This window comes from Streptomyces sp. AA1529, from assembly GCF_000280905.1.
In the GTDB taxonomy this organism is placed as follows: domain Bacteria; phylum Actinomycetota; class Actinomycetes; order Streptomycetales; family Streptomycetaceae; genus Streptomyces.
Window position 1 is genome coordinate 1 of record NZ_ALAP01000080.1, and the last position, 26422, is coordinate 26422.

General features: G+C 73.1%; 23 protein-coding genes. 4 read left to right on the forward strand and 19 right to left on the reverse strand.

All coding sequences use genetic code 11. The features are described from left to right. On the reverse strand, positions 1-1220 hold a 1220-nt coding region (locus A949_RS34330; protein ID WP_019358575.1), incomplete at its 3' end, for a sensor histidine kinase. A 353-nt stretch (positions 1221-1573) separates the two neighbouring features. Beyond that, positions 1574-2239, reverse strand: a complete 666-nt coding sequence (locus A949_RS0123935) for an alpha-ketoglutarate-dependent dioxygenase AlkB family protein (RefSeq protein ID WP_019358576.1) — start codon at positions 2237-2239, stop codon at positions 1574-1576. Between the two features lie 160 nt (positions 2240-2399). On the opposite strand from A949_RS0123935, the gene A949_RS0123940 reads away from it, so the two are divergent. Further along, on the forward strand, positions 2400-3194 hold the full coding sequence (locus A949_RS0123940) for a tyrosine-protein phosphatase (RefSeq protein ID WP_019358577.1): 795 nt from the start codon (positions 2400-2402) through the stop codon (positions 3192-3194). 63 nt (positions 3195-3257) lie between these two features. Here the strand turns inward: A949_RS0123940 and A949_RS0123945 are convergent, their stop codons facing one another. From A949_RS0123945 to A949_RS0123985, 9 genes are all read right to left on the reverse strand, one after another. Then, positions 3258-4640, reverse strand: a complete 1383-nt coding sequence (locus A949_RS0123945; RefSeq protein ID WP_019358578.1) for an aspartate aminotransferase family protein — start codon at positions 4638-4640, stop codon at positions 3258-3260. 283 nt (positions 4641-4923) lie between these two features. Next, positions 4924-5946, reverse strand: a complete 1023-nt coding sequence (hpnH, locus tag A949_RS0123950) for an adenosyl-hopene transferase HpnH (protein ID WP_019358579.1) — start codon at positions 5944-5946, stop codon at positions 4924-4926. Positions 5947-5953: 7 nt separating this feature from the next. After that, entirely contained in the window at positions 5954-6619 is a 666-nt protein-coding gene (locus A949_RS0123955; RefSeq protein ID WP_019358580.1) for a phosphorylase family protein, read from the reverse strand. Further along, positions 6619-8619, reverse strand: coding sequence for a squalene--hopene cyclase (gene shc / locus A949_RS0123960; protein WP_019358581.1), 2001 nt, complete (start codon positions 8617-8619; stop codon positions 6619-6621). The genes A949_RS0123955 and shc overlap by 1 nt, the downstream gene beginning before the upstream one ends. A 51-nt stretch (positions 8620-8670) precedes the next feature. Beyond that, complete coding sequence (locus A949_RS0123965; RefSeq protein WP_078565512.1) at positions 8671-9852, reverse strand: polyprenyl synthetase family protein; 1182 nt, start codon at positions 9850-9852, stop codon at positions 8671-8673. Continuing rightward, positions 9839-11290 carry a hydroxysqualene dehydroxylase HpnE gene (gene hpnE / locus A949_RS0123970; RefSeq protein ID WP_019358583.1) on the reverse strand — a complete coding sequence of 484 codons (1452 nt, stop codon included), beginning with the start codon at positions 11288-11290 and terminating at the stop codon, positions 9839-9841. Before hpnE ends, A949_RS0123965 begins: the two co-directional genes overlap by 14 nt. Positions 11291-11390: 100 nt before the next feature. Then, the gene (gene hpnD, locus A949_RS0123975) at positions 11391-12320 is read right to left on the reverse strand and encodes a presqualene diphosphate synthase HpnD (RefSeq protein ID WP_026004978.1); all 930 of its coding nucleotides are present in this window, start codon (positions 12318-12320) and stop codon (positions 11391-11393) included. Between the two features lie 59 nt (positions 12321-12379). Next, positions 12380-13339: a squalene synthase HpnC gene (hpnC, locus tag A949_RS0123980; protein WP_019358585.1), complete on the reverse strand. Its 960-nt coding sequence runs from the start codon at positions 13337-13339 to the stop codon at positions 12380-12382. A gap of 339 nt (positions 13340-13678) precedes the next feature. Beyond that, a complete protein-coding gene (locus tag A949_RS0123985; RefSeq protein ID WP_019358586.1) occupies positions 13679-14398 on the reverse strand; it encodes a TetR/AcrR family transcriptional regulator in 720 nt (239 codons plus the stop codon). Between the two features lie 115 nt (positions 14399-14513). Between A949_RS0123985 and A949_RS0123990 the strand changes: the two genes are divergently transcribed. Beyond that, entirely contained in the window at positions 14514-16748 is a 2235-nt protein-coding gene (locus A949_RS0123990; protein WP_019358587.1) for an MMPL family transporter, read from the forward strand. A gap of 113 nt (positions 16749-16861) precedes the next feature. On the opposite strand, the gene A949_RS0123995 is transcribed toward A949_RS0123990, so the two are convergent. The 7 genes from A949_RS0123995 to A949_RS0124025 form a co-directional block, all read right to left on the reverse strand. After that, a complete protein-coding gene (locus A949_RS0123995) occupies positions 16862-17701 on the reverse strand; it encodes an ABC transporter ATP-binding protein (RefSeq protein WP_019358588.1) in 840 nt (279 codons plus the stop codon). Then, complete coding sequence (locus A949_RS0124000) at positions 17688-18641, reverse strand: ABC transporter permease (RefSeq protein ID WP_019358589.1); 954 nt, start codon at positions 18639-18641, stop codon at positions 17688-17690. The genes A949_RS0123995 and A949_RS0124000 overlap by 14 nt, the downstream gene beginning before the upstream one ends. A 66-nt stretch (positions 18642-18707) precedes the next feature. Next, positions 18708-19580: a glycosyltransferase family 2 protein gene (locus tag A949_RS0124005; RefSeq protein ID WP_019358590.1), complete on the reverse strand. Its 873-nt coding sequence runs from the start codon at positions 19578-19580 to the stop codon at positions 18708-18710. Between the two features lie 17 nt (positions 19581-19597). Further along, positions 19598-20377, reverse strand: a complete 780-nt coding sequence (locus A949_RS0124010; protein ID WP_078534121.1) for a CDP-alcohol phosphatidyltransferase family protein — start codon at positions 20375-20377, stop codon at positions 19598-19600. Beyond that, positions 20355-21419: an iron-containing alcohol dehydrogenase family protein gene (locus A949_RS0124015; protein ID WP_019358592.1), complete on the reverse strand. Its 1065-nt coding sequence runs from the start codon at positions 21417-21419 to the stop codon at positions 20355-20357. The genes A949_RS0124010 and A949_RS0124015 overlap by 23 nt, the downstream gene beginning before the upstream one ends. Beyond that, positions 21407-22144 (reverse strand): phosphocholine cytidylyltransferase family protein, encoded by a 738-nt coding sequence (locus tag A949_RS0124020; RefSeq protein ID WP_019358593.1) that lies wholly within the window; start codon positions 22142-22144, stop codon positions 21407-21409. Before A949_RS0124020 ends, A949_RS0124015 begins: the two co-directional genes overlap by 13 nt. After that, positions 22141-23916: a DUF5941 domain-containing protein gene (locus A949_RS0124025; protein WP_026004979.1), complete on the reverse strand. Its 1776-nt coding sequence runs from the start codon at positions 23914-23916 to the stop codon at positions 22141-22143. Before A949_RS0124025 ends, A949_RS0124020 begins: the two co-directional genes overlap by 4 nt. A 238-nt stretch (positions 23917-24154) precedes the next feature. Between A949_RS0124025 and galE the strand changes: the two genes are divergently transcribed. Continuing rightward, a complete protein-coding gene (galE, locus tag A949_RS0124030) occupies positions 24155-25159 on the forward strand; it encodes a UDP-glucose 4-epimerase GalE (protein WP_019358595.1) in 1005 nt (334 codons plus the stop codon). Positions 25160-25296: 137 nt separating this feature from the next. After that, positions 25297-25857: an isopentenyl-diphosphate Delta-isomerase gene (idi, locus tag A949_RS0124035; RefSeq protein WP_019358596.1), complete on the forward strand. Its 561-nt coding sequence runs from the start codon at positions 25297-25299 to the stop codon at positions 25855-25857. A 137-nt stretch (positions 25858-25994) separates the two neighbouring features. On the opposite strand, the gene A949_RS34335 is transcribed toward idi, so the two are convergent. Beyond that, positions 25995-26399, reverse strand: a complete 405-nt coding sequence (locus tag A949_RS34335; protein ID WP_237735889.1) for an ATP-binding protein — start codon at positions 26397-26399, stop codon at positions 25995-25997. Positions 26400-26422 lie beyond the last annotated feature (23 nt).

Below are 26422 nucleotides of genomic sequence, written 5' to 3' on the forward strand. Positions count from 1 at the left end.
CCGCGCCGCCGGCCGGGCGCTGGGGGCGCCGCGGGCGCCGCGGCGCGGCCGGATGCGCTCTCCGGCCGGGCACCGGGGGCGGGTTCGCCGGTGCGGCCCAGCAGACGCTGCGGCAGGACGGCGACGGCCTGCACCCCGCCGTAGATGTTGTTCTGCAGTTGGACGACGATGCCGTGCCGCCGGGCCAGGGCGGCGACGACGTAGAGGCCGATGCGGCCGTCCCGCACCAACTCGGCCACGTCGGTCCGGCCTGGCTCGGCGAGCACCGTGTTGAGGCGCTGTTGTGCTGCCGGGTCCATGCCCGGCCCCCGGTCCTCGACCTCGACCGCGAGCCCGGCGGCCACCCGCTGGGTGCGCACCAGCACCTGGGCCTCCGGCGGGGAGAAGACCGTGGCGTTCTCGATGAGTTCGGCCAGCAGGTGGACGACGTCCGCGACGGCCTGCCCGTGCACGGTGCCTTCGATCGGGGGCACCAACTGCACTCGCGTGTAGTGCTCGACCTCGGCGACGGCGGAGCGGAGCGCCTCGGAGAGGGAGACGGGGCGGGTCCACCGGCGGTGCGCCGTCGCGCCGCCGAGAACCGCGAGGTTCTCCGCGTGCCGCCGGGTGCGGGTGGCGACGTGGTCGACCCGGAAGACGTTCTTGAGCAGGTCGGGGTCCTCGATCTCGTTCTCCAGCCGGTCGATGAGCTCGATCTCCCGGTGGACCAGGGACTGGAGCCGGCGGGCGAGGCCGACGAAGACCTCGGCCCGCTCCTCACCGCCCGTGCGTGCCTCGGCCGTCAGCACGACCGCCTCGACGAGGGCGGACTCCGCGGCGCACTGGGCGAGGGCCGCCTGGTGGCCGAGGAGGTCCAGCGCGTCCCCGACGGGTTCGGTCTCCGGGGCCCGGGTGCGGGTCACGGGGCGTTCGCCGTGCCGCAGCGCCCAGAGCATCGACCGCAGTTCGGCCTGCCCCCGCACCAGGTTCCGCCGCAGCGCCGCGCAGCGTGCGGCGCTGCCGCGCGCCTCGGACTCGGCCAGCAGCCAGGCCCCGGCCAGCGCGGCGGCGACGAGCAGCGCGCCGAGCACCAGCAGGGTCCACAGTCCGGCGCCGATCGGTCCGGCCCCCGAGCGGGCTCCCAGTACGCAGCCGACGACGAGGGTTGCGGTGACCGCGACCGCCCCCGAGGGCAGCAGTGCGAGCCGCACCAGGCGGCGCCGCACGGCGGCGTCCCCCACGTTCTCCCGGGCCCGGGTCTGTGCCCGCGGCCTGCCGTGCCGCCGGCGTGCGGGGACGTTTTTGCCGCGCGGCGCGGCCGGTGGGACCGCGGGCGAAGCGGAAGCGGATACTCCCCTTCCATTCAGGGTCGCGTAGCTCAGGGATTCGGCCATGGGTTCCTCGGCAGAGTTGAGGCAGGTGAGAAGTCGAACAGACAGCGCGGGACAGTCGGGAGAAAGGTGTCGGCGCCGTGGTCACGCTAGCCCCGGGGGTCGGCTCCCCCTGGCCCGTACAAGGGATTCGCCAGGGTTCGCCAGCTCCCAACGAGTGAACCCACCTGGCTTTCGCTTGACAGGAGGACCGCGTCGGCCGGTCAGTACGCCCTGACGGTGACGTTCACCCGGCCCCGCAGCCCCAGCCCGGGCGGCGCGGACCCGGGCTCGGTGCGGGGGACGCCGTGGTACGCGCGGCGCGCCGGGCCGCCGAAGACGAAGGCGTCCCCGCTGCGGAGCGGCACGTCCCGCCAGGGCCGCCCGCGCCCCTCGGTGTTCCCGAAGCGGAAGACGCAGGTGTCCCCCAGGCTGAAGGAGACGACGGGCGCGTCCGAGGGCTCGTCGCTGTCCCGGTGCATGCCCATCCGCGCACCGGCGCCGTAGAAGTTCACCAGCGCCACGTCGTACCGCACGGTGCACGGCCCCGGGCCGTACCGCGGTTCCCCGGCCGCCTCGGCGGCCGCGTCCACCGCTCCCCTGGCCCACTCCCCCAGCCAGCCGGGGAACGGCTTGACGGGCTCCCCGCCGCCGTCCACCACCGTCGGCGCGTATCCGTACGGGTACCAGTGCCGCCCCAGACTCAGCTGGCGCACCGACATCTCGCCGCCGCGGGGCATTCGCACGGTCCGCAGCCCCGCGGGCGGCATCGCCCAGCTCCGGCACGCGGCCAGCAGTTCCCGCTGGGCCGCCTCCGCCAGCCGCCCGGGCAGCAGGACGGCGCCCGGGGCGACCTCCTCAGCGGGCCGGGGGAACAGCTCCGCACTCACCCGCACCACCCTACGGCGCCGGCCCGGCCCCCGCGGCGGTGCCGGCGGGAGGGCGACCGGGCGGGCGCCGGCCGTCGCACGGTTCACCGCACAGGGACTGATCGCCTCAGGCATCCATGCCGTATGGTCGGACGACAGGACTCGGAGGCGAGGAGCGCGCGTGAGTGTGGATTCCACCGGGACGGTGCTGACCGGGGTGCGGAACTTCCGGGACGTCGGCGGCCTGCCGACGGCGGACGGGCGCCGGGTGCGCTCCGGTGTGCTCTTCCGCAGCGGGCACCTGGCGCACGCGACCCCCGAGGACGCCACCGCGCTCGGCGCCCTCGCACTGCACACCGTCTTCGACTTCCGCAACTCCGCCGACCGGGCGCTCGACGGCCCGGACATCGAACTGCCGGGTGTGCGCAACGTCAACCTCCCGCTCTCCGACCCGGCCGACGGAGCCGAGTTCTGGCGGCTGGTGCGGGACGGCGAGCTCGACCAGCTCCAGGCGATCCTCGGAGACGGCCTCGCCGCCCGGCGGATGACCGACTCCTACCGCACCATGATCCGCGAGCGGACGGCCGAGCACAGCCGGATCCTGCACGCGCTCGCCGAGGACAGCCTGCCGGTGCTGATGCACTGCGCGGCGGGCAAGGACCGGGCGGGCCTCTCGATCGCGATCACCCTGCTGGCGCTCGGCGTCGAGCGGGACGCCGTGGAGGAGGACTACCTCCAGTCCAACCACCCGCACCGGCGCTACCGGATCCACCGCAGCGGCAAGTCCCGGGCGGGGATGTCGCCGGAGGTCATGGAGCTGCTCGCACCGCTGTTCGAGGCCCGGGCCGGCTACCTCCACGCGGCGTTCGCCGCCATCGACGAGACCTGGGGCGGCGTGGACGCCTACCTGGCCGAGGGCCTGCGGCTCTCCGAGCCGACCCGCACCCGGCTCAGGTCCCGGCTGCTGGAGCCCTGAGGCCCGGGCCCCGCCCCGCGGGACCCGGCGCCGCACCGCTGGGCGAGCGGGGCACGGCATCCGTCAGCGATTGGCCACCGCCTGCCTGACCAGGGTGCGCCCGAAGTCCCACATCAGCCCGGCGCCGCTGTGCGCGTCGTCCATGACCTGGGTGAAGGCGGCCACGAACCGGTCCACCTCGGCCTCGCCGACCACCAGCGGCGGGATCAGCTTGATGACTTCCAGATGGTCCCCCGAGACCTGGGTGAGGATCCGGTGCTTCCGCAGCAGCGGAACGACGACCATCTGGGCGAACAGCCCCTTGCGCGCCGCCTGGAGCATCGTCCAGCGGCTGCGCAGCTTCAGCGACCTGGGCCTGCCGAACTCGATGCCGATCATCAGCCCCCGGCCGCGCACCTCGTGCAGCAGCTCGTAGTCGTCCACCAGCGCCGCGAGCCGGGAGCGGAGCAGGTCCCCGGTGCGGCGGGCGTTCTCGGTGAGGCGCTCGTCGTCCAGCACGGCAAGGGTGGCCAGCCCGGCCGCCATGGCCTGAGCATTGGAGCCGAAGCTGGCGGAGTGCACCAGCACCCGGTCCATGGACGAGTAGACCTTCTTGAAGATCCACTCCTTGCCGAGGGTCGCGCCGACCGGGACGTAGCCGCCCGAGAGCGACTTGGCCACGCACACCAGATCGGGGTCGACGTCCGGCTCGTGCTGGTAGGCGAAGAAGTCGCCGGTGCGTCCCAGCCCGGTCTGCACCTCGTCCGCGATGAGCAGCGCCCCGTGACGGTGCAGCAGTTCCCGCGCGGCACGCAGATAGCCCGGCGGCGCCGCGTGCACCCCCTTGCCCTGGACGGGCTCGACGACCAGCGCCGCCACGTCCTTCTTCCGCAGCTCGCGCTCCAGCGCCGCCGTGTCGCCCAGCGGGACGGGAGTGTCGGGCAGCAGCGGTGCGAACCCGTCGCGGAAGCCGTCCTCACCGTTGACGGACAGCGAACCGGTGGTCAGGCCGTGGAAGGCGTGGTCGCAGTACAGCACCCTGGGCCTGCCGGTGGCGTACCGGGCGAACTTGAGCGCCGTCTCCACCGCCTCGGTACCGCTGTTGCCGAAGAAGACCCGGTCGAGCCCGGGAGCCCGGGCCAGCAGCTGCTCGGCCAGCAGCCCCGGCAGCGGCTGGCAGTCGAAGCGGGTGAGGTCGGCGAGCTGTGCGTCCAGTACGTCGTGCAGCGCCCGCCGTACGACCGGATGGTGCCGGCCCACGCCCATGACGCCGAAGCCGGCCAGCATGTCGAGGTAGGCGTTGCCCTCGGTGTCATAGAAGTAGGCGCCCTCGGCGCGGTCGTAGACCTTGTCGAAGCCGATGGTGCGCAGCATGCGAGGAAGCTGGTGGTTGAGGTGGCGCATGTGCAGCTCGTAGCGCTCGCCGCTCCGTTCGGCCAGCAACTTCGTCAGGTCGAAGCCGGTCACGCCGTACTCCCCTCACCCGTGCGGGCTGCGCCCGCGTGCGCGGCGCCCCGCCGGTGGCTCTCCCGTCCCCGCGCCGCGCCCCCGCACCGGGTCTGCTCCCCGTGCGGCACGCCGGCGGACTCCGGCAACGACATGGTCGGCCCCCTGCTCTGGCATATCGGTCCCCTGGCCGGCCCCCCGGTCCGGTGGTCCGGGCCGGGGGCGGCGCCCGGCGGAAGCCGGGTCGTGTCTGCGCAGTCCCGGCTGTCCGTCACCCGGGCGGACGGAACTGCGCAGACACGACCTACCCCGCCTTGCTGCCCGCCGCCTCCCGGGCGGCACGGAGCGACTCCTTCAGAGAGCCCATGGTGGCCAGTACGGCGGTCGGCTCGTATCCGCAGTGCGCCATGCAGTTCGCGCACCGGGGGTCCTTGCCGCGCCCGTACTTTTCCCAGTCGGTCTCCTCGACCAGCTCCCGGTAGGTGGGCACATAGCCGTCGCTCATCAGATAGCAGGGCCGCTGCCAGCCGAAGAGGGAGTAGTTGGGGATGGCCCAGGCCGTGCAGTCGAAGTCGGCCTTGCCCTCCAGGAAGTCCAGGAAGAGCGGGCTGTGGTTGAGCCGCCACCGGTCCCTGTTGCCCTGCGCGAACGCCTTCTTGAACAGCTCCCTGGTCTGCTCGACGCCCAGGAAGTGCTCCTGGTCGGGCGCCTTCTCGTAGGCGTAGGCGGGCGAGACCATCATCTCGTCCACCTGCAGCTCGTCGTTGAGGTAGTTCAGCACCTCCACGACGGTCTGCGGAGTGTCGGTGTTGAAGAACGTGGAGTTGGTGGTGACCCGGAACCCCCGGCGCTTGGCCTCCTTCATCGCGGCCACCGCCTCGTCGAACACGCCCTCCTTGGCGACGGATTCGTCGTGCCGCTCCCGCAGTCCGTCGATGTGCACGGCGAACGCGAAATAGGGCGAGGGGGTGAACTCGTCCATCTTCTTGCGCAGCAGCATGGCATTGGTGCAGAGGAAGACATATTTGCGCCGGGCCACCAGCTGCCGCACGATCTCGCCGATCTGCGGGTGCATCAGCGGCTCGCCGCCCGCGATGGAGACCATCGGCGCCCCGGACTCCAGCACCGCCCCCACCGCCTGGGCCACCGGCATCCGCTGCTTGAGCACTCCGGCGGGGTGCTGGATCTTCCCGCACCCCTCGCACTTGAGGTTGCACGCGAAGAGCGGTTCCAGCTCCACGATCAGCGGGAATCTCTCCCGCCTGCGGAGCTTCTGCCGGAAGAGATACGTCCCGATACGGAGTGTCTGGCGGAGCGGCATGGCCATTTCTGGCTCACCTCCAGGGGAGCAACAGGGATCGGTGCCATTCGAGAAAGGCGGGCAGGACTCCGCGAAGCACGCGGAATGCCGATATTCCACCCCGCAGTGTCCCGATGCGGATCAGTTCATGGCCGGGAGCGTCCACCACCACCCGTACGGCCGCAACCGGGCGCCGGGCCGTGCCCGCCGCAGCGGTGTCCAGGGCGGCGGCGGACTCCATGTCGGCGGCGATGGCTCCGGTCTCGTGCAGGACAGCCCTGGCCCGCCCCCGCACCACGTGGTCGGTGCCCACCAGCGGGCCCACGTGGACGGTTCCGTGCCGGCCCGCGGCGGCGGCCAGCAGTTCGGTCCCGGTGCACGGCGTGTGACCCCGGGCGTCGCGGGTCTGCGCGGCGACCACCAGGTCGCCCGGCCGCATGCCGGGCGCCAGCCCGGCGCAGAAACCGGTGGCCAGCACCGCGGTGGCGCCCGGCACCGTCTCCCCGGCGAGCGCCGCTGCCAGGGCGCGCCGAGCGGCCTGCGCGCCCATGCCGCTGCGCACGAGCCGCACGTCCGCGGCGCCGGCTCCCCCGTCCGGGTCCCGGCCGCCCGGATGCTCCAGACCGCGGCGCAGCGCGAGGTGCTCGATGCCGAGCGCACACGTCAGCAGCAGCGGGCCCGGGGCCGCCGGGCTCTCCATCAGGCTCCCCGCCGCACGGCCCGCTCCAGGCCGTCACCGTGCAGGTAGCGACCCAGGGCCGTGAGCGGAAAGACCATCCGGTAGAGGTGGTAGTTGATCGAGAAGTCCCAGGGGAATCCGGTCCCGGTGAAGTACGGCTCGTCCCAGTAGCCGTCCTCACGCTGGGTGCCGGCCAGCCAGGCGATGCCGCGCTCGACGGCCTCGCTCTCCCGCTCCCCCGCGGCCAGCAGCGACATCAGCGCCCATCCGGTCTGCGAGGCCGTGGAGGTGCCGGTGCCGCTCCACCCCTGGTCGATGTAGGAGCGCAGATCCTCGCCCCAGCCCCCGTCGGTGTTCTGCACGCGCTCCAGCCAGTCGACGGCGCGCCGCACGGCGGGGTGTGCGGCGGGGAGCCCGGCGGCGACCAGGGCCGGGACGACGGAGCCGGTGCCGTAGAGGTAGTTGACGCCCCAGCGGCCGAACCAGGAGCCGTCGGCCTCCTGCTCCGCCAGCAGCCAGGAGACGGCCCTGCGGGTGCGCGGGTCGTCCTGTCGGCCCTCGGCGGCCAGCATCTCCACCACGTGGGCTGTCACATCGGCCGACGGCGGATCGATGACCTCGCCGAAGTCGCAGAACGGCAGCCGGTTGGGGAACCTGCTGGTGTTGTCGACGTCGAAGGCACCCCACGCGCCGTCGGCGGACTGCATGCCCAGGGTCCAGCGGACTGCGCGCCCGACGGCGCGTTCGACCCGCTCGGGGTCGGGGTGCCGGATGCGGCGCAGCGCGAGCGCGACCTCGGCGGTGTCGTCGGTGTCCGGGTAGTTGTCGTTGTGAAACTCGAAGGCCCAGCCGCCGGGTGTCAGCCGGGGGCGGCGCACCGACCAGTCGCCGGGGCGGACCACCTGCTCGCCCAGCATCCAGTCCGCGGCCTTGACCAGCGCCGGATGGTCGCGGGGCAGTCCGGCGTCCGCCAGCGCGATGGCGGCCAGGCAGGTGTCCCAGACCGGTGACTGGCACGCCTCGACCATCCGGGTCCGCTCGTCGGGCCAGACGGTGAAGCGGTCCAGCGACTCCAGTCCGGCCCGCATCACGGGGTGGTCGAGGTCGTAGCCGAGCAGCCGCAGCGCGATCAGCGAGTAGACGGCGGGCGGCTGGATACCGCCCCAGCAGCCGTCGTTCTCCTGGCGCTCGATGATCCAGCGCGAGGCGTCCTTGAGCGCCGCCCGGCGCAGCCGGCGGGGTGCCACCCTGCGGTAGGCGTGCAGCGCCCGGTCGAGGCGCTGGAAGGCGCCGTCCCAGCTGTTCGGCGGCGCCATCGGGGTGTGCGGCAGCGGGCGGGCCGGATCCCGGTGCAGCTCGTCCAGGTCGAAGGGGGCGGGGTGGACGGGCCGGAAGGCGGAGACGACGGTGAGGGGCACGATGGTCTGCCGGGCCCAGCAGCCGAAGTCGTAGATGTTGAGCGGGACCCACTTGGGGAGGTAGATGATCTCCGGTGGCAGCTCCGGCAGGTCCTCCCAGCGCCACCACCCGAACAGCGCCAGCCAGATCCGGGTGAAGACCCTGGTCTTGGCCACCCCGCCGTGTGCACGCACCCACTCCGCCGCGCGGACCATGTGGGGGGCCTCGGGGTGGTCGCCGGCCAGCTTGAGCGCGACGTACCCCTCGACGGTGGTGGACAGGTCGCCCGGCCCGCCGTGGAAGGTGGCCCAGGCCCCGTCCGCGTGCTGCCGGGAGCGGATGAACCGGGCGGCGGCCGTGTAGGTCTTCTCGTCGCCGATGCCGAGGAACTCGCGCAGCAGCAGGTCCTCGGCATCCATGGTGACGTTGGTCTCCAGGTCGCCCTTCCACCAGCCGGCCTCGTCCTGGCGGGCGAGCAGATGGTCCACGGCACGGGCCGCGGCGCGTTCCGCGGCCGCGGCGGCGCCGCCGCTCCGGGCCGGGTCCAGGACAGCGGAGTCGCGCTTGTGCTGCTTCGTTCCGGAGACGCCGGGTCCAGCGGGTCCGTCCGTCGTGGCTGTCATCCCTTCTCCTTCCGAAGTGTCCGAGTGCTCGGAGCTGCGGGGGCGGGCGGCTCACCCCCGCCGTACGACGACGAAGTCGGCGAGCGCGGCGAACTGGTCGCGCACCCTGCCGGGCATCTCCACGGAGTCCAGCGCCGCCAGCGCCGTGGTGTGCTGGCGCTGGGCCTCCTGGGCGGTCCACTCGCGCCCGCCGGCCTCCTCGATCAGCGCGGCGCGCTCGGCGAACTCCGCCTCGTGGAAGTCCTCGAACTCCGTCTGGCTCTTCTTCGCGTCCTCGGTCATCAGTTTCGCGAGCCGCGCCGCGGCGGGCCCGTCGGAGCCGAGCGCGGCGGCCACCGGCAGCGACTTCTTGCGCTGCCGCAGGTCACTCCAGGTCTGCTTGCCGGTGGCCTGCGGATCGCCCCAGATGCCGAGCAGGTCGTCGACGGCCTGGAAGGCGAGACCGAGGTGATGGCCGTACGCCTCCATCGCGTCGGCCGTACGGTCGTCGGCGCCGCCGAGGACCGCGCCGATGGAGGCGGCGCAGGCCAGCAGCGCACCGGTCTTGTTGCCCTCCATCTCCAGGCACTCCGCCACCGTCACCCGGTCGCGGTGCTCGTAGGAGATGTCCTGCGCCTGTCCGTCGATGAGCTTCCTGGTCGCCATCGTCAGACGCCGGGTGGCGCGCCCGGCCTCCGGGGTGCCCAGCTCCAGCAGTATCTCCCCGGCCAGCGCGAAGAGTGCGTCGCCGACCAGGATGGCCTGCGCGGGACCGTGCACCTTCCAGACGGTGTCGCGGTGGCGGCGCTGCTCGTCGCCGTCCATCAGGTCGTCGTGCAGCAGGGAGAAGTTGTGCACCAGCTCGACGGCGACCGCGCCGGGCAGGCCGGTCTCCGGTGCGCCTCCGGTGACCTCCGCGGAGAGCAGGGCCAGGGCCGGGCGTACCGCCTTGCCACCCCCGGACTCGGAGGGGCGGCCCTCGGCGTCGATCCAGCCGAAGTGGTAGGCGGCGACGGTGTCCATCGGCGGGGCGAGCCGCTCGACCGCCGCGCGCAGCTCGGGGGTGGCGAGGGTGCGGCCCCGCTCCAGCATCACGCTCACGTCCCCGGGCCCGGCCTCTTCTCCCTGCACGCGCTCGTTCACGAGTTGTCGGTTCGGCGGGGTCACAGGGTCTCCTCTGTGCGGTGCTGTCGTGCCGGCTGTACGGATCCGGCTGGCCGGGCCGGCCGGATCTGCTGCGTCAGTGGTGCTCATGGGCCCTTCCTTCGGTGCCGGGGACCGGTTCCGCGCTGTGCGGACGGCCCAGTGAGGCGAGGGCCTCGCGCGCGGCGTTCGCTCCACTGCGTACCGCGCTCTCCATGGTCGCGGGCCAGCCCGTGGCGGTCCACGCACCGGCGAGCTGGATGCCCGGCGCCAGGGTGCGCGCCGGGGGGCGCAGCCGCCCCACTCCGGGCGCGGGATCGAAGGTGGCGGTGCGCTCCCGGGTGACGAAGAAGTCCCGCACTCCGGCTCCCGCGGCCGCGGGCAGCAGCCGCTCCAGTTCGGGGAGGTACCGCTCGCGGAGCGCGGCGACCGGCAGGTCGATCTCCTGGTGCGCGACCGACTGGGAGAGCGCGAGGTACTGGCCGCTGCCGGTGAGCCCGGAGGCGGCGGTACGGTCGAAGACCCACTGGACCGGGGTGCCGAGCGCGGCGAAGAACGGCCTGCGCAGCACCGGGCGGTCGTAGACCACGTGGACGTTGAGAATCGGCGCGGTGCCGATGTCCAGCAGCCGCCCGGGGGCGGCGAGCGCTCCGGGGGGCAGCAGCCGGTACGCCTCGCGCTGGGGCACGGCGAACACCACCGTTCCCGCGGTCAGCTCCGCGGCCCCGCTGCCGCCCCGGTCGACGGTGACCCGCCAGCCGCCGTCCTCGGTGGGGGCGGGGTCGACGGCCCGCGCCCGGGTGCGCAGCAGGGTGCGCACGCCTGCCGCGTCCAGGGCGGCGCGCGCCCGGCCGTCGTGGATGTCACCGAGCGGTACGTGCGCCCAGCCGATGTCGGCGGCGCCGGGGTCGGAGAGCAGGCCGGTCCGGAAGACCTTCGCCGCGAGGCCCAGCGACGCCTGCGGCGCGCGGGCGTTGAGGGTGGCGGTCCCCACCAGGTCCCAGAGCGCTTCGACGGCACGCGTGGACTGGCCGTGCCGGTGCAGCCAGGTGCCGAAGTCGACGGCGTCCAGGGCGGGGTCGTCCGGGTCGAGTCCCTTGAGGGCGAGCGCCGCACGGGCGACGGCGGCGCGTTCGGCGGCCGAGAGGTGCCGGTACCCGGCCAGGCTCGCGGCCAGATGCAGCGGTACGGGGAGCGCGGCGCGGCGCAGCCGTGCGAGCCGCGGCCGGGGCGCGCCGACGTCGAGGACCGGCACGTCCAGCCGGTCCTGCAGCGGGGCCAGCCCGCCGGCGCCGACCCGGTCCAGGTACCAGCGGTAGGCGGTGCAGCAGCGCAGGTAGACGTGCTGGCCGTTGTCGACCGTCAGCGGCCCGGCGGCGGAGTCGCGCCGGAAGGAGAAGGCGAGCCCGCCCAGCCGCGGCCGGGTCTCCACCAGGGTGGTCTCCACACCGGCCTCGGCGAGCCGCAGCGCGGCCGTCGTCCCGGCGAGGCCGCCGCCGAGGACCACCGCGCGCCGCGCGGCGCCGGACCCCTCCTCGTCCGCGGTCATGGACGCTCCTCCCCCGGGCGCGGCGCACTGGGCACGGCCCGCATCCGCTGGGACGCCGCTCCGGGGCCGGGGGTTGTCCGGCGCCCCGCGCCCAGCGGCATCAGGCGATCCCCCGGGACGTCCGGCGGGAGACCAGCCGGGCGTCGAAGCCGGACAGGCCGCGTACCGCCACGTACGCCTTCTCGTGCCCCGGCAGCGAGACGCGCCCGCGGAGCACGGCGGCGGGGTCCGCCGCGATCCGATCCAGCAGGCGGTGGTAGATGCCGGCCATGGCCGCGACGCAGGCGCCCGAGCGCCGGTCGAGCATCGGCAGCAGCCGGTAGCCCTCGGCGAACAGCGCACGGGCGCGCCGTACCTCGAAGTGGACCAGTCCGGTGAAGTCGGCACCGGGGGGCACCGTGTCGGTGGTAAGTCCCGTGGTACAGCCAAATTTCTCGAGATCCTCCGCCGGCAGGTACGTTCTTCCGCCCTCGGCGTCTTCCCGTACGTCGCGGAGAATATTGGTCAGTTGGAGGGCGAGCCCCAGGGTGTCGGCGTACTCGGAGGCGCGGGCGGATTCGTGTGCGCCGGGGACGGTTCCGAAGACGCCGAGCGAGAGCCGCCCGATGGCACCCGCCACACAGCGGCAGTACGCCTTCAGGTCGTCCCACGTCTCGTAGGAGACGCCGCGGACGTCCATGAGGACGCCGTCGATCAGCTCGTCGAGCGCGTCGAGGGGGATGGGGAACCGCCCGGCGGCGTGGCTGAGCGCGACCGCGACCGGGTCGGTGTCGTCGCGGGCGATCCCGCGGTCCCTGATCCGCGCGAGCAGCTCCCGGGTCTCCTCCAGGCGCTGCCGTTTGGCCTCCGGGGGGAGGTCGCCGTCGCCGATGTCGTCGACCCGCCGGGAGAAGGCGTACAGCGCGGACATGGCGTGCCGTTTGGCCGGCGGCAGCAGCCGGATGCCGTAGGCGAAGTTGCGGGCCTGCTGCCCGGTGACGGCCTCGCAGTAGCGGTAGGCGGCGATCACCTGCGGGTGGAGGTGCTGCACCGGGCCGGCCGGGGCCGGGTCCGCTCCGGTGGTCCTCGCGTTCGTTCCCACCGTTCCGGTCACCCCTCTCCTCGCAGGCTCGCCCAGGACTCGCGCAGGACGCCGGCGGTGCCGGCCCGGGGAGCCCCTGACAGTACGTCGTAGCGCGCGGAGCGCAGCGCGCCGGCCGCCGCGCGCCCGCCGCCGGTGAAGCCCGCGAGCAGCAGCCGGAGCCTGCCGCGCACGCTGCGCACCAGCGGCGTGCCCTCGTCCAGCAGATCCAGCGCCCGCCCGGTCTCGTAGGCGATCAGGGCGCGCACGGAGGCGTTCGCGGTCGGAGCCGCGAGGTCGGCCTCGGTGACCCGGAAGCGGGCCAGGTCCTCGGCCGGGAGGTAGATCCGGTCGCGGGCCAGGTCCTCGGCGACGTCCTGGAGGTGCTCGATGAGCTGGAGCCCGGTGCAGACCGCGTCCGAGTGGCGCACCCGTTCGGGTGTCGTGGTGCCGGTGAGGGCGAGGACGAGGCGGCCCACCGGGTTGGCGGACAGCTCGCAGTAGCCGAGCAGCTCGGCGTAGGTGCTGTAGCGGCGGACCTTCTGGTCCTGCCTGTTGGCCTCGATCAGGGCGAGGAACGGCTCGGGGGTCAGGCCGTGGCGCCGGACGGTGGGCACCAGGGCGCGCAGCAGCGGGTGGCCCGGTCCCGGGGCACGGGAGCGGCTGCGGTCCGCGGGCTGCGCGGATGCCGTCGCACCGCCCCAGGGCAGGCCGTCGAACACCCGGTGCACGTCGGCCTCGAACGCGTCGAGCATGGCGAGCGCGTCGTCGGCGCGTTCGGGTGCCAGGCCGAGCGAGGAGGCGTGTGCGGGCGCGGCGGCGCCCAGGTCGCCGTCGCCGATGTCGTCGACGAGGCGCGCGTAACCGTAGACGGCCATCAGGTCGTTCCGCCAGGCGCGGGGCAGGAAGCGGGGCGCCACCGGAAAGTTCTCCGCTTCGGCCTTGGAGAGCACCGCGCTCGCGTGCGCGTCCTCCTCCGGGGTCACCACGTGCTGCCCATGGCCATTGCCGTCACATCTCCGTTTCTACACCGCTGCACCAGAAGATCCTATTTCGGACACGCCGCACGCGCTGGCCTGCGGAAGCGGCCGTCGGTACAGGTGGGCCGATGCTCCGTTCGCCGGACTTACCGCGCATCAGCACCGAAACAGCTTACGCCGTACATCGACCGTGCGTGCGAGGGGTGACGGCGTGCGGACGGGGCCCGGGACGGCCACAGGAGCGCACCCGGCCGGGGCGGCCGGGCGGGGCGGCGGACGCGGGTGGCTGCGGCAGCGGCCCGGATCCGGTGCCCGCCGCCGGACGTGCGGCCGCGGCACGGCCACCCGTCAGGCGGCGGCCAGTCCGGCGAGGACGTCGTGCAGCACCCGGTCGACGACGTAGCCGGACTCCTCCTCGGTGAGGGCGTCCAGCGGGCCGTCGAGGAAGAGCATGGCCGTGCCGTGGACCATGGCCCAGGCGCTCAGCTCGGCACCGGGCCGGCGGTCGGGGGCGATCAGGCCGACCGCGACCGCCTCGTCCAGGGTCTCGGTGAGCATGTCGAACGAGCGGGTGTCCCACCCCGACGCACCGCCGGCCTCGATGACGGAGCCGTCCTCGGTGATGCCGACACCACCCAGGGCCTTGCGGCAGAAGGCCGTGCGGAAGAGGCCGGGCTCCTGCCGGGCGAAGCGGATGTAGCCGCGGCCCAGCGCCATCATCCGCTGCCTGGCGCCCTCCGGCCCCTCGCCGTGCACCTCGCGTCCGCCCGCCTCCATGCAGGCGACCAGGCGCTGCTGGCCGTGGTCCTTGACCGCGCCCAGCAGGTCCCCGTGGCTGTCAAAGTGCCGGTAGGCGGCGGTGGCCGAGACGCCGACCTTGCGGGCGGCCGCACGCAGCACCACGGCGTCCGGACCGCCCTCGCCCGCCAGTTCGATGGCGGCCTGGATCAGCGCGTTGCGCAGGTCTCCGTGGTGGTACCGGTCCTTGCCGCGGACACCCGCCGCCCTGCCGGATCCCGCGGGGACACCCCCCGCTCCTCCGCCCGTCGCTTCGGTGTTCGCTCGCATACTTCCATCCTGCCCGATGTTGACAGGAATAACATTCCTGGCATCCTTCATGTTGACGCCGTGAACATCTGCGCGGCGCCGCTTGCCCACTCCACTGCGCTCCCCGGGGGACGACGTGCTCGACCGCATAGCCGACCTGACCCACCGCAGAGCACGAACCGTGCTCCTGCTCTCCCTGCTGGCCGTGGTGGCGCTGGCCGCCGTCGGCTTCGGCGCCTTCGGCAAACTCCAGGGCGGCGGATTCGACGACCCCGACTCGCCCTCCTCGCGCGCCGCCGCACTGATCGACGAGAAGTTCCACGGCGAGGACAACCTGGTCCTCCTCGTCCGCGCCAAGGGCGGCGACCTCGACGCGCCCGCCGCCGAGCAGGCCGGGCGGAAGCTGACCCGCGGACTGCGCGACGAGCCCGGCGTCTCGCAGGTCACCTCCTACTGGGCACCCGGCGGGGCGGCACTCACCTCCCGCGACGGCGCACAGGCGCTGGTCCTCGCACACATGGACCAGAACGACACCGAACGGGTCACCGAGGTGACCGAGGCATGGAGCGGCGACCGCGGCGCGGTCACGGTCCGCGCGGGCGGCGGGGCCGCGCTGAACGAGCAGGTCAACGCGCAGGTCTCGGAAGACCTCGCGGTGGCCGAGGGGATCGCCGTACCCGTGACCCTGATCCTGCTCATCCTCGCCTTCGGCAGCGTCGTCGCCGCGCTGCTGCCGCTGGCCATCGGGCTGGTGGCGATCCTGGGCACCTTCGCCGAGCTGTACCTCCTCGGCAGCGTCACGGACGTCTCGGTCTTCGCGGTCAACCTCACCACCGCACTGGGGCTCGGCCTGGGCATCGACTACGGACTGCTGCTCGTCAGCCGCTTCCGTGAGCGGCTCGGCGCCGGTGACGACACGGCGCAGGCACTCCGCACCACCGTCCGCACGGCGGGGCGTACCGTGCTCTTCTCCGCCTCGACCGTCGTGGCGGCCCTCGCCGCCCTGCTGCTCTTCCCGCCGTTCTTCCTGCGCTCCTTCGCCTACGCGGGCATCGGAGTGGTGGCCATCGCCGCACTCGCGGCACTGTTCCTGGTCCCGGCGCTGCTGGCGGTGCTCGGGCACCGCGTGAACAACGGCAAGCTGCCGTGGGCGGACGCGGTGCGCAAGCCGGAGGCTCCGCTGTGGGGCCGGATGGCCCGCACCGTGATGCGGCGGCCGGCGCTGACCGCACTCCCGGTACTGGCCGTACTGCTGCTGGCCGCGAGCCCGCTGCTGGGCGCCACCTTCGGCACGCCGGACACCCGGGTGCTGCCCGAGAGCGCCGAGAGCCGCCAGGTCTCCACAGCGCTGCAGCAGGACTTCGCGGGCAACGACGCGGCGGGCATCTCCGTGGTCACCCGGGGCCGCGCCGACGCGCAGGCCGTGGACGCGTACGCCGCACGGCTCTCCCGGCTGGCGGGCGTCACCCGCGTCCAGGCGGCGACGGGCACCTACGCGCAGGGCCGCGCCGTGCGCGGCCCCGGGAAGGCGGGCCCCGCGTTCGAGCAGGACGGCGTCCACCGGCTGTCCGTCACCTCGCGCCTGACCCCGGCCTCGGGACCGGCGCAGGACCTGGTGCGGGAGATCCGCGGAACGGCCGGGCCGGGCGGCACCGGGACACTGGTGGGCGGCCAGGACGCACAGCTGATCGACTCCAAGGCCGCCATCGCCGACAAGCTGCCCGCCGCCGTGGCCTGGGTGATCGGCTCCACCTTCGTCCTGCTGTTCCTGTTCACCGGCAGCGTCCTGCAGCCGCTGCGCGCCCTGGTGCTCAACGCGGTCAGCCTGACCGCCTCGATCGGCGCGATGGTGTGGATCTTCCAGGACGGCCACCTCTCCTCGCTGCTGGGCTTCACCGCGATGCCGATGGACACCTCCATGACGGTGCTGATGTTCTGCATCGTCTTCGGCCTCTCCATGGACTACGAGGTCTTCGTCACCAGCCGCATCAAGGAGCTGCACGACGCCGGCGCCGACCACCGCGAGGCGGTGACCGGCGGTCTCTCGCGCACCGGACGGATCGTGACCATGGCGGCGGGGCTGCTGGCGGTCAGCTTCTTCGCCTTCGCCACCAGCAAGGTCTCCTTCATCCAGATGTTCGGCCTGGGCAGCGGCCTGGCCATCCTGATCGACGCGGTCGCGGTGCGCGGCGTGCTGGTGCCCGCCGCGATGCGGCTGCTGGGGCGCTCCGCCTGGTACGCGCCGGGCCCGCTGCGGCGACTGCACGCCAAGGTGGGGCTGAGCGAGGCCCCGGACGAGCCCGAAGCGGCCGGGCCGCACCGCCAGGAGCCGGGCGAGCGGGAGCCGGAGCCGAGCCGCACCGGAGGATGACCCGCGACTGAGCACAGCGCGGCGGCCCCGTACCCGGTGCCTACCGGGTACGGGGCCGCCGCCGTGGGAGCCGGAGCCGGCGGGGCCGGAGCCCCGCCGGGCCGGTGCCCCGACTACTTGCTGGTGAACTTCTCGTATTCCTTGAGGACCTCTTCGGTGGGTCCGTCGAGCAGCAGCTCGCCCTTCTCCAGCCACAGCACCCGCTCGCACGTGTCGCGGATGGACTTGTTGTTGTGGCTGACGAGGAAGACCGTCCCGGCGTCCTTGCGCAGCTCGCGGATGCGGGCCTCGGAGCGCTTCTGGAACCTCTTGTCGCCGGTGGCCAGCGCCTCGTCGATCATGAGGACGTCGTGGTTCTTGGCCGCCGCGATGGAGAAGCGCAGCCGCGCGGCCATCCCGGAGGAGTAGGTCCGCATCGGGAGGGTGATGAAGTCGCCCTTCTCGTTGATGCCGGAGAAGTCGACGATGCCCTGGTAGCGGTGCTGGATCTCCTCCCGCGACATCCCCATCGCGAGACCGCCGAGGACGACGTTCCGCTCACCGGTCAGGTCGTTCATCATGGCCGCGTTGACCCCCAGCAGCGAGGGCTGGCCGTCGGTGTAGACCTTGCCGCTCTCCGCGGGCAGCAGCCCCGCGATGGCCTTGAGCAGTGTGGACTTGCCCGAGCCGTTGGAGCCGATGAGGCCGATGGCCTGGCCCCGGTAGGCGGTGAAGTTGACGCCCCGCACCGCGTGCACCTCGCGCATCCCGCCGCCCGGCTTGCGGCGCACGAGGCGGTTGAGGGCCGCGGTGGCGCTGCCCTTCCCCTTGGAGCCGCCGTAGACGCGGTAGACGATGTGCAGGTCCTCGGCGATGACGGTCGGGACCCAGGGGCCCGGGGTCTGCTCCGCCTCGGCCTCGGTCTTGGTGCCGGCGGGTGCTCCGCTCTGCTCGGTCTGCTCAGCCACGGCCATAACGCTCCTCCGCCTTCCAGAAGAAAACAAATCCGCCGACGCCGACGAGCACCGCCCAGCCGAGGGCGAGGGCCCAGACGTGCGGGGGGAGCTGATCGCTGGGGTAGGCGTCGATGAGCGAGAACCGCATCAGGTCCATGTAGACCGCGGCGGGGTTTGCCTGCAGGAGATCGCTGACCCAGCCCGGTGCGTGCGCCCGGTTCTCCAGCATGTACTTCAGCGGGAACATCACGCCCGACCCGTACATCCACGTACGGGTGATGAAGGGCATGAGCTGCGCCAGGTCGGGCGTCCTGCTGCCGAGCCGCGCCAGGATCAGCGCGAGTCCGGTGTTGAAGACGAACTGGAAGGCCAGCGCGGGTAGCACCAGCAGCCAGGAGAACTGCGGCAGCTTGCCGAACCCGAGCAGGATGACGACCAGCACGATCATCGAGTAGAGGAGCTGCTGGAGCTGCTGGAGCGCGACCGAGATCGGCAGCGCGGCGCGTGGGAAGTGCAGCGCGCGCACCAGTCCGAGGTTGGAGGAGATCGCCCGGACGCCGGTGAGCACCGAGGTCTGGGTGAAGGTGAAGACGAACACCCCGGTGATCAGGAACGGGATGTAGTTCTCCTGACCGCCCGGGGTGCCCTTCCGGCCGCCCAGCAGCAGGCCGAAGATGAAGTAGTAGACGGCCGCGTTCAGCAGCGGCGTGGCGACCTGCCACAACTGGCCCAGCTTCGCCTGGCTGTACTGTGCCGTCAGCTTCGCCCGGGAGAAGGCGAGAATGAAGTGCCGCCGTGCCCAGAGCTGCCGTACGTAGTCGGGCAGCGAAGGGCGCGCCCCGCTGACCGACAGCCCGTACTTGGCCGCGAGTTCGGCCGGAGTCAGCCGGTCGTCCAGTGACGGCGGAGGCAGTACGCCGACCGACTTGTCGGCACTGTCGTGGGTTTTCTCGCTCACGTTGGAAACTTTCGTCCTCACACTGCGCAAGTGGATGCGGGGCTGATGCTCGCAGGGACGAGCTTGTCAGATCACGGGCGGGCGTCCCAGCCGCGTCAGACGCCATACCGTACGCCACCGCATCGGCCTGCGGCTGCCCGCGGGTGTGGTCCAGCCCTCCTTGAAACCGCCCAGCCAGGCGCGCAGCGCGGGCATGGAGGGGCGGCGGGCGAGCGTCAGCAGCAGCCATACGCTCAGGTACACAGGGATCAGGGGCATGGGCAGGTTGCGGCGCGCGAGCCAGACGCGGTTGCGGGCCACCATCCGGTGGTAGACCGCGTGCCTGCTGGGGGCCGTGGTCGGGTGGTGCAGCACCATGTCGGCGCGGTACTCGATGCCCCAGCCGGCGTCCAGGGCGCGCCAGGCCAGGTCGGTCTCCTCGTGCGCGTAGAAGAATTCGTCCGGCAGCCCGCCGACTTCCGCCAGCACCCGGGTCCGCACGGCGTTGGCGCCGCCCAGGAAGGTGGTGACCCTGGAGGAGCGCAGCGGGTCGGAGGCGCGCAGCCGGGGCACGTGCCGGCGCTGGGTGACGCCGGTGTCCGGGTCGGCGATGCGGAAGGTGACGATACCCAGGCCCGGGTCGGCCTCGAACGCCTCGCGCACCAGTTCGGCGGTGTCGGTCGAGGGCAGCAGTCCGTCGTCGTCCAGGAAGAGCAGCGCGTCCACCTCGCCGCCCGACGGCCCGAACGCCTCGATACCGACATTCCGCCCACCGGGGATGCCGAGATTTTCCGGAAGCTCGACCTTCCGTACACCGTCCGGCAGCGCGGGCAACGGCGCACCGTTACCCACCACGACCACCTCGATCGGTTCGCCCTCCTGATCGGCGACCGACCGCAGCAGCGCGCGCAGCTCCTCGGGACGGTTGCCCATCGTGAGCACGACGGCACCCAGCCGCATCGCCTTCCCGCCCCCCGTCACTTCAGCCTGCTCGAGGCCAGGATGGACACCAGGTGCAGCAGCGTCTGGAGCACCGCGATGGCGGCGAGGACCGCGACGCCGAGCCGGGTGAAGAACAGGTCGCCCCGGATCTGGTCCACGATCGCGACCACCAGGATCAGCAGCGAGGCCTCGATCCCCAGCACCAGCCGGTGGAACTTGAGCGCGGCCGCCGCCCGGCGGGCCAGCGCGAGCCCCGAGGAGCGCGGCTCGGCGGCCGACTCCTGGACCGGCGGCAGGCCGCCCTGGTGCCGGGCGACCCCGACCAGGTCGGACTCCGCCTTGATCAGGATGGCGCCGAGCGCGGCCAGCGTGCCCAGGAAGGCCCACAGCCAGTCGATCCGGCCGCCGCCCCACAGGTCGGCCGCGCGCAGCCCGAAACCGACCAGCACCGCGGCGTCGCACAGATAGGCACCGACCCGGTCCAGGTACACCCCGCCCAGCGAGAACTGCTGCTTCCAGCGGGCCACCTCGCCGTCGACGCAGTCCAGCAGCAGGTAGAGCTGGACCATGACCACGCCCAGGACCGCGCCGGCGACCCCCGGTACCAGCAGCGCGGGCAGCGCCAGCACCCCGGCGAGGGTCATCACGTAGGTCAGCTGGTTGGGGGTGACCCGGGTGTTCACCAGGTGCCGGTCGATGCGCAGCGAGAGCTCGCGCATGTAGAGCCGGCCGGCCCAGTGCTCGCCGCTCCGCCGGTCCTTCACCCCCGCGGGGTGAACGACCGGCCGCAGCTCAGCTACCGATGGTTTGTGCATAGTCCGCGTACGCGTCCCTGATCTGGTCGGTGGACAGGTCGAGGTGTTCCAGGATCGTGTACCGCCCGGGGCGGGTCTGCGGCGCGTACGCGACGGCCTCGACGAATTCGTCGGGGTCGAAGCCGATGTCGGCGGGCAGCACCGGCAGCTCGTGCCGCCGCAGCACCTCGACCATCAGCTTGGCCGTGTCCTTGTCCCCGCGCAGATAGGTCGCGAAGGCCGCGCCCAGACCGCACTGCTCGCCGTGCGGGGCGGCCCGCCGCGGGTACAGCAGGTCGAAGGCGTGGTTGATCTCGTGGCAGGCGCCGGACGCGGGGCGGCTGTCCCCGGCGACCGACATCGAGATGCCGGTGAGCACCAGCCCCTCGGCCAGCACCTGGAGGAAGCCGTCGTCGCTGACGTCCCCCGGGTGGTGCAGGATCGCCTCGCCGGCCTGCCGGGCCATGGCCGCGGCCAGTCCGTCGATGTCCTCGCCGCGGACCTCGTGCCCCAGCTCCCAGTCCTTGACGGCCGAGATGTTGGAGATGACGTCGCCGATACCGGAGCGGATGTAGCGCTCCGGCGCCTCGCGGATCACGTCGAGGTCGATGACGACCGCGATCGGGTTGGGCACCCCGTAGGAGCCGCGGCCCGCGTCGTTGTCGAGGGTGGCGACCGGGGAGCACAGACCGTCGTGCGACAGGTTCGTCGCGACCGCCACCAGCGGCAGCCCGATGCGGGCCGCCGCGTACTTCGCACAGTCGATGATCTTGCCGCCGCCGAGCCCGACCACCGCGTCGTAGCGGCCGGAGGACTTCATGGCGTCGGCCAGCTCGACCGCGTCGTCGATGGTGCCGCCGCCCACCTCGTACCAGGAGGCGTTCGGCAGCAGCGGGGCGAACCTCTCGCGCAGCGCGGCCCCGGAGCCGCCGCTGATGGCGAAGGCGAGCTTGCCGTTGGTGGAGATCCGCTGATCGGCCAACAGGCCCGCCAGGTCGTCCAGTGCGCCGCGGCTGATGTCCACGACGACCGGCGACGGAATGAGGCGGGTCAGTACTGGCATGCGATCTCCCGGCCCTTGGCGAGGTCGTCGTGGTTGTCGATCTCGACCCACTTGACGTCGCCGATCGGGGCGATGTCGACCTTGAAGCCGCGGTTGACCAGCTCCTGGTAGCCGTCCTCGTAGTAGAGCTGCGGGTCGCGCTCGAAGGTGGCCTTCAGCGCGTCGGCCAGCTCGGCGCCCGCCTCCGGCTCGATCAGGGTGAGCCCGATGTACTCGCCGGTGGCCTCGGCGGGGTCCATCAGCTTGGTGATGCGCTGGACGCCCTTGGCCGGGTCGACGACGACCTTCATCTCCTCGTCGGCGAGGTCCTTGACCGTGTCCAGGGCGAGGATGATCCTCTTGCCGTCGCCGCGCGCCTCCAGCAGCGTCTTCTCCACGGAGACGGGGTGCACGGTGTCGCCGTTGGCCAGCAGCACGCCCTCCTTGAAGACCTCGCGGGCGCAGTGGAGGGAATAGGCGTTGTTCCACTCCTCGGCCTTGTCGTTGTCGATCAGGCGGAGTGTGACGCCGTGCTTGGCCTCCAGCTCGGCCTGCCGCTCGTAGACGGCCTCCTTGCGGTAGCCCACCACGACCGCGACGTCGGTGAGACCGACCTGGGCGAAGTTGGCCAGGGCGATGTCGAGCACGGTGGTGTCGCCGTCCACGGGCACCAGAGCCTTGGGCAGGGTGTCGGTGTAGGGGCGCAGACGCCGTCCGGCGCCGGCAGCCAGCACGAGGCCGATCATGCGGGTTCTCCTGTTTCGTCGTGTACTGCGGGTGCTTGCGACGACACCCAGAATCGGATGCTCTCGACGAGCACCACGGCCGCGATGACCACGGCGAGCGCGGTCAGCGCGAAGGTGAAGCCTTGGGTGCGACCGCCGTCGCCGAGCTGGAGGGCCGCGGCGACGGTGACCAGCAGGGTCCGTCCTTCATGCCCCCCGACCGCCCGCACCAGCCAGTGCGGTGGCGCTCCGGTGCCACCGCGGATGCGGTACACCGTGTCGTAGTGATGGTAGGCGAGAGCCGCCACCAGCCCGAACGCCGCGGGGAGCGTGCCGTCGGTGTCGGCGCGGGCGGCGAGCACCAGGACCGTACCGTATTCCGCGATACGGAAAGTCGGGGGGAGCAGCCAGTCGAGCGGGCCCTTGAGCGGCCGGGCGAGGGCGACCCCCGCGCACAGCGCGTAGCAGGCCGCGGCCGCCACCGGCCAGGCGCTGCCGAGCGGCGCGGCCCACGCGGTGGCGAGGATCACCGCACCGCCCAGGAGGGCGACGGCCGGCACCCCGAGCCGGGGCAGCGGCAGCGGCCGCAGCAGCCGGCCGGAGAGCTCGGCGAGCGGGCCGCTGTCGGTGAGCGCGCGCACGCCCTCGGCGGCGCGGTCGGTGCGGGCCCTGCGGTGCAGCGAGCGCAGCAGCCGGCCCGCGGTGGTGTAGCAGGCGGCGAGCGTGCCCGCGACCAGCAGCACGACGAAGGTGATGCGGGGCGTGGTGGCCGCGGTCAGCACGGCGATGAGGGCCCAGCGCTCCCCGATGGGCAGCACGATCATCCGCCGGACCCACACGGTCCAGCCCGCGCTGTCCAGCTTGCTGGAGAGCGCCGCGGTGCGGCTGGTGTTCCCGGTGACGTCGTGGCTCGCCTCGTTGAAGGAGAAGTCGACCGTGTGCCGCGCGGTCATCAGCAGCATGGCCCCGAGGGCCAGGGCCCACACGTCGTCGCCGCCCCGCGCGGCGCCCAGGGCCAGGCCCGCGTAGTACGCGTACTCCTTGGCCCGGTCGAAGGTCGCGTCCAGCCAGGCGCCGAGCGTGGAGTACTGCAGGTCGTAGCGGGCGAGCTGGCCGTCCGTCGCGTCCAGGACGAACGAGGCGATCAGCAGCACACCGGCCGCCACGAAGCCCCAGCGCTCCCCGCCGGCGGCACACCCGGCGGCGATCAGCGCGGTGATCAGCGAGGCCGTGGTGACCTGGTTGGGGGTCAGCCCGCGGCGGGCGCACCAGCGGGCCAGATAGCGCGAGTAGGGGCTGATGCAGAAGGTGGTGAAGAAGCCGTCGCGGGACTTGACCGCGGAGCGCAGCCGGACCGCCTCGCCGTCGACCGCGGCGACGGCCTGTTCGGCCTCGGCGCGGGCCGCGTCGTCGGCGGGCACGGTGGCCACGAGCGTGCCCAGCTCGGGCCGGTGCACCTGGACTCCGGCCGCCTCCAGCGCCTCGGTCACCGCCTGCGGTCCGCCGCCCGGATCCGCGGGCAGCGCGTGCCGGGCCTCGGGGCCGACGGCGAGCACTCCGGGCAGGGCCCCGGCCGCGAAGCGCGGGTCCCGCAGCGCCAGCCGCAGCGCGTGGGTGTGGCCGACGAAGCGGGGGTCGATCAGGGCGACCCGCTCGTCGGCGGCGGTGGCGGCCAGTTCCGTGCCGACTGCGGTCGGACCGGAGGCCGCGCGCACCTCGAAGCCGAGCGAGCGCAGGTCGGCCTCGAGCGACGATCCGGCAACCGGCGGACCGGTGAGGATGGCGGTCGACAGAACGAACTCACTCCTTGGAAGCTGGCAGGCCCGCGCGGGAAAGGGGACAACCGGGGCAGCGGGCAGCGTGCGCCGTCACCCGGAAGGGGTCGGCGGCACGTCGGCAGAGAGTATCGGATCGCCGGAGGGAGCCTTCACCGAGCGTTCACCGCCCCGGTGTTGTCCGGGGGGCGCCCGTGCGCCCCCAGCATGGTGGATCATGGGTTCCGGCCACAACCGGGGCCGATAGGGTTCGGGCATGACGTGGTTGATCACAGGCGGTGCGGGCTACATCGGCGCGCACGTCGCACGGGCCCTGACGGCCGCCGGTGAGCGAGTCGTCGCACTGGACGACCTGTCCACCGGGCTGGCCGGGCGGCTGCCCGCCGAGGTGCCGCTGGTCCGCGGCCCGGTATCGGACCGCCGGCTGCTGGAGCGGACCCTGGCCGAGCACGGGGTGCGCGGTGTGATCCATCTCGCGGCCAGGAAGCAGGTGGGCGAGTCGGTCGAGCGGCCGCTGACCTACTACGAGGAGAATCTGCACGGCCTCGTCACACTGCTGGGCGCCGCGGTCGAGGCGGGGGTGCGCAGCTTCGTCTTCTCCTCCTCCGCCGCCGTGTACGGGATGCCGGACGTGGACCTGGTCACCGAGCAGACCCCCACGGTGCCGATGAACCCCTACGGCGAGACCAAGCTGGCCGGCGAGTGGCTGGTGCGGGCGACGGGGCGGGCCCACGGGCTGTCCACCGCCTGCCTGCGGTACTTCAACGTCGCCGGGGCCGCGCGGCCCGAACTCTCCGACACCGGTGTCTTCAACATCGTCCCGATGTTCTTCGACGCGCTGACCCGCGGGGAACCGCCCAGGATCTTCGGCGACGACTATCCCACCCCGGACGGCACCTGTGTGCGGGACTACATCCATGTGCAGGATCTGGCCGAGGCCCATGTCGCGGCGGCGCGTGCGACGGCGGGCGACGGCCCGCGGCCGGGCGGGGGCGGCGATCTGACGCTGAACGTCGGTACCGGCTCGGGGGTCTCGGTGCGGGAGATGGCCGATCTCGTCGCCGAGGTCACCGGCGGGCGGGGGCCGGCGCCCCGGGTGGTGCCGCGCCGCCCCGGTGATCCGGCGCGGGTGGTGGCCTCGGCGGAGCGGATCCGCGAGGAGCTGGGCTGGGAGCCCCGCCACGGGGTGCGCGACATGGTCGCCTCGGCGTGGGAAGGCTGGCTGCTGCACCATCCGGAGGCGCGTCCGGCGACGGCCTGACGGTCGGATCGTCACCGATCAGCGCTGGTGGGCATAAACGCGCACATGGCAGGCAGTATCCCGCAGAATGCGGAATTGCCGCGTCGACTGCGGCACACTGGACCCGCTGCCCACCCGGCCCACCCCGAAGGATCACCATGGCGAACAGCTCAGCCGCCCCGATCATGCTCGAACTGGTAGACGAGGACGGGACGACGATCGGCACCGCGGAGAAGCTCTCCGCCCATGTGGCCCCCGGGCGGCTGCACCGCGCCTTCTCCGTCTTCCTCTTCGACGAGGAGGGCCGGCTGCTGCTGCAGCGGCGGGCACTGGGCAAATACCACTCCCCGGGCGTGTGGTCCAACACCTGCTGCGGGCACCCGTATCCGGGCGAACCCCCGTTCGCCGCCGCGGCCCGGCGGGTCGGCGAGGAACTGGGGGTGGCACCCGCGCTGCTGCGGGAGGCGGGCACCGTCCGCTACAACCATCCGGACCCCGCCTCGGGCCTGGTCGAGCAGGAGTTCAACCACCTGTTCGCCGGACTGCTGCGGGAGGAGCCCCGGCCGGATCCGGCGGAGATCTCCGAAACGGCCTTTGTGACGTGGGACGAACTGGAGAAGCGACACGCCGTCGACACCTTCTCCACCTGGTTCATGACCGTGCTGGACGCGGCGCGTCCGGCGATCCGCGCGGTGACGGGCGGCGCCGGGAGCTGGTGACCCGGCCCGCCGGGGCGGGCGGCCCGGCCATCGCGAGGTCCGGCACCCGGGCCGCGGCCGGGATCCGCGCCCCGCCGACCGGCCGTGCCGGACTCCCGGCGGAAGACCCGGCCCGCGGCGGCCGCAGAGCGGACTCCTCAGCGGGTACCGGGCTCCCCGGCATCCGCCGCCGCGGGGTGCAGCGGCAGCGCGGCCCAGACGACCTTGCCGCCGGCGTCCGTCTGCTCCACGTCGCAGCGGCCGCCCGCCTCCGCGGTGAGCGCCTTGACCAGCAGCAGGCCCCGACCGCCGGTGTGCTCCCGGAACGGCTCGGCCTCCAGCGCCTTGGGCCGGTAGGGATGGCCGTCCTCCACCGCCACCCGGAGCCAGCCGCCGCCCAGTGCGACCTCGACGGTGATGTCGGGCGAGAGCAGCGCCGCGTGCTGCACGGCGTTGGTGACCAGCTCCGAGAGGATCAGCAGCACTCCCTGGAGCACGTCCTCCGGCACCCGGGCCGGCCGGCGCTCCAGCAGTTCGCGCACGGCATGCCGCAGTCCGGGCACCGAGGGTGCGGCCGTCGGCGCCG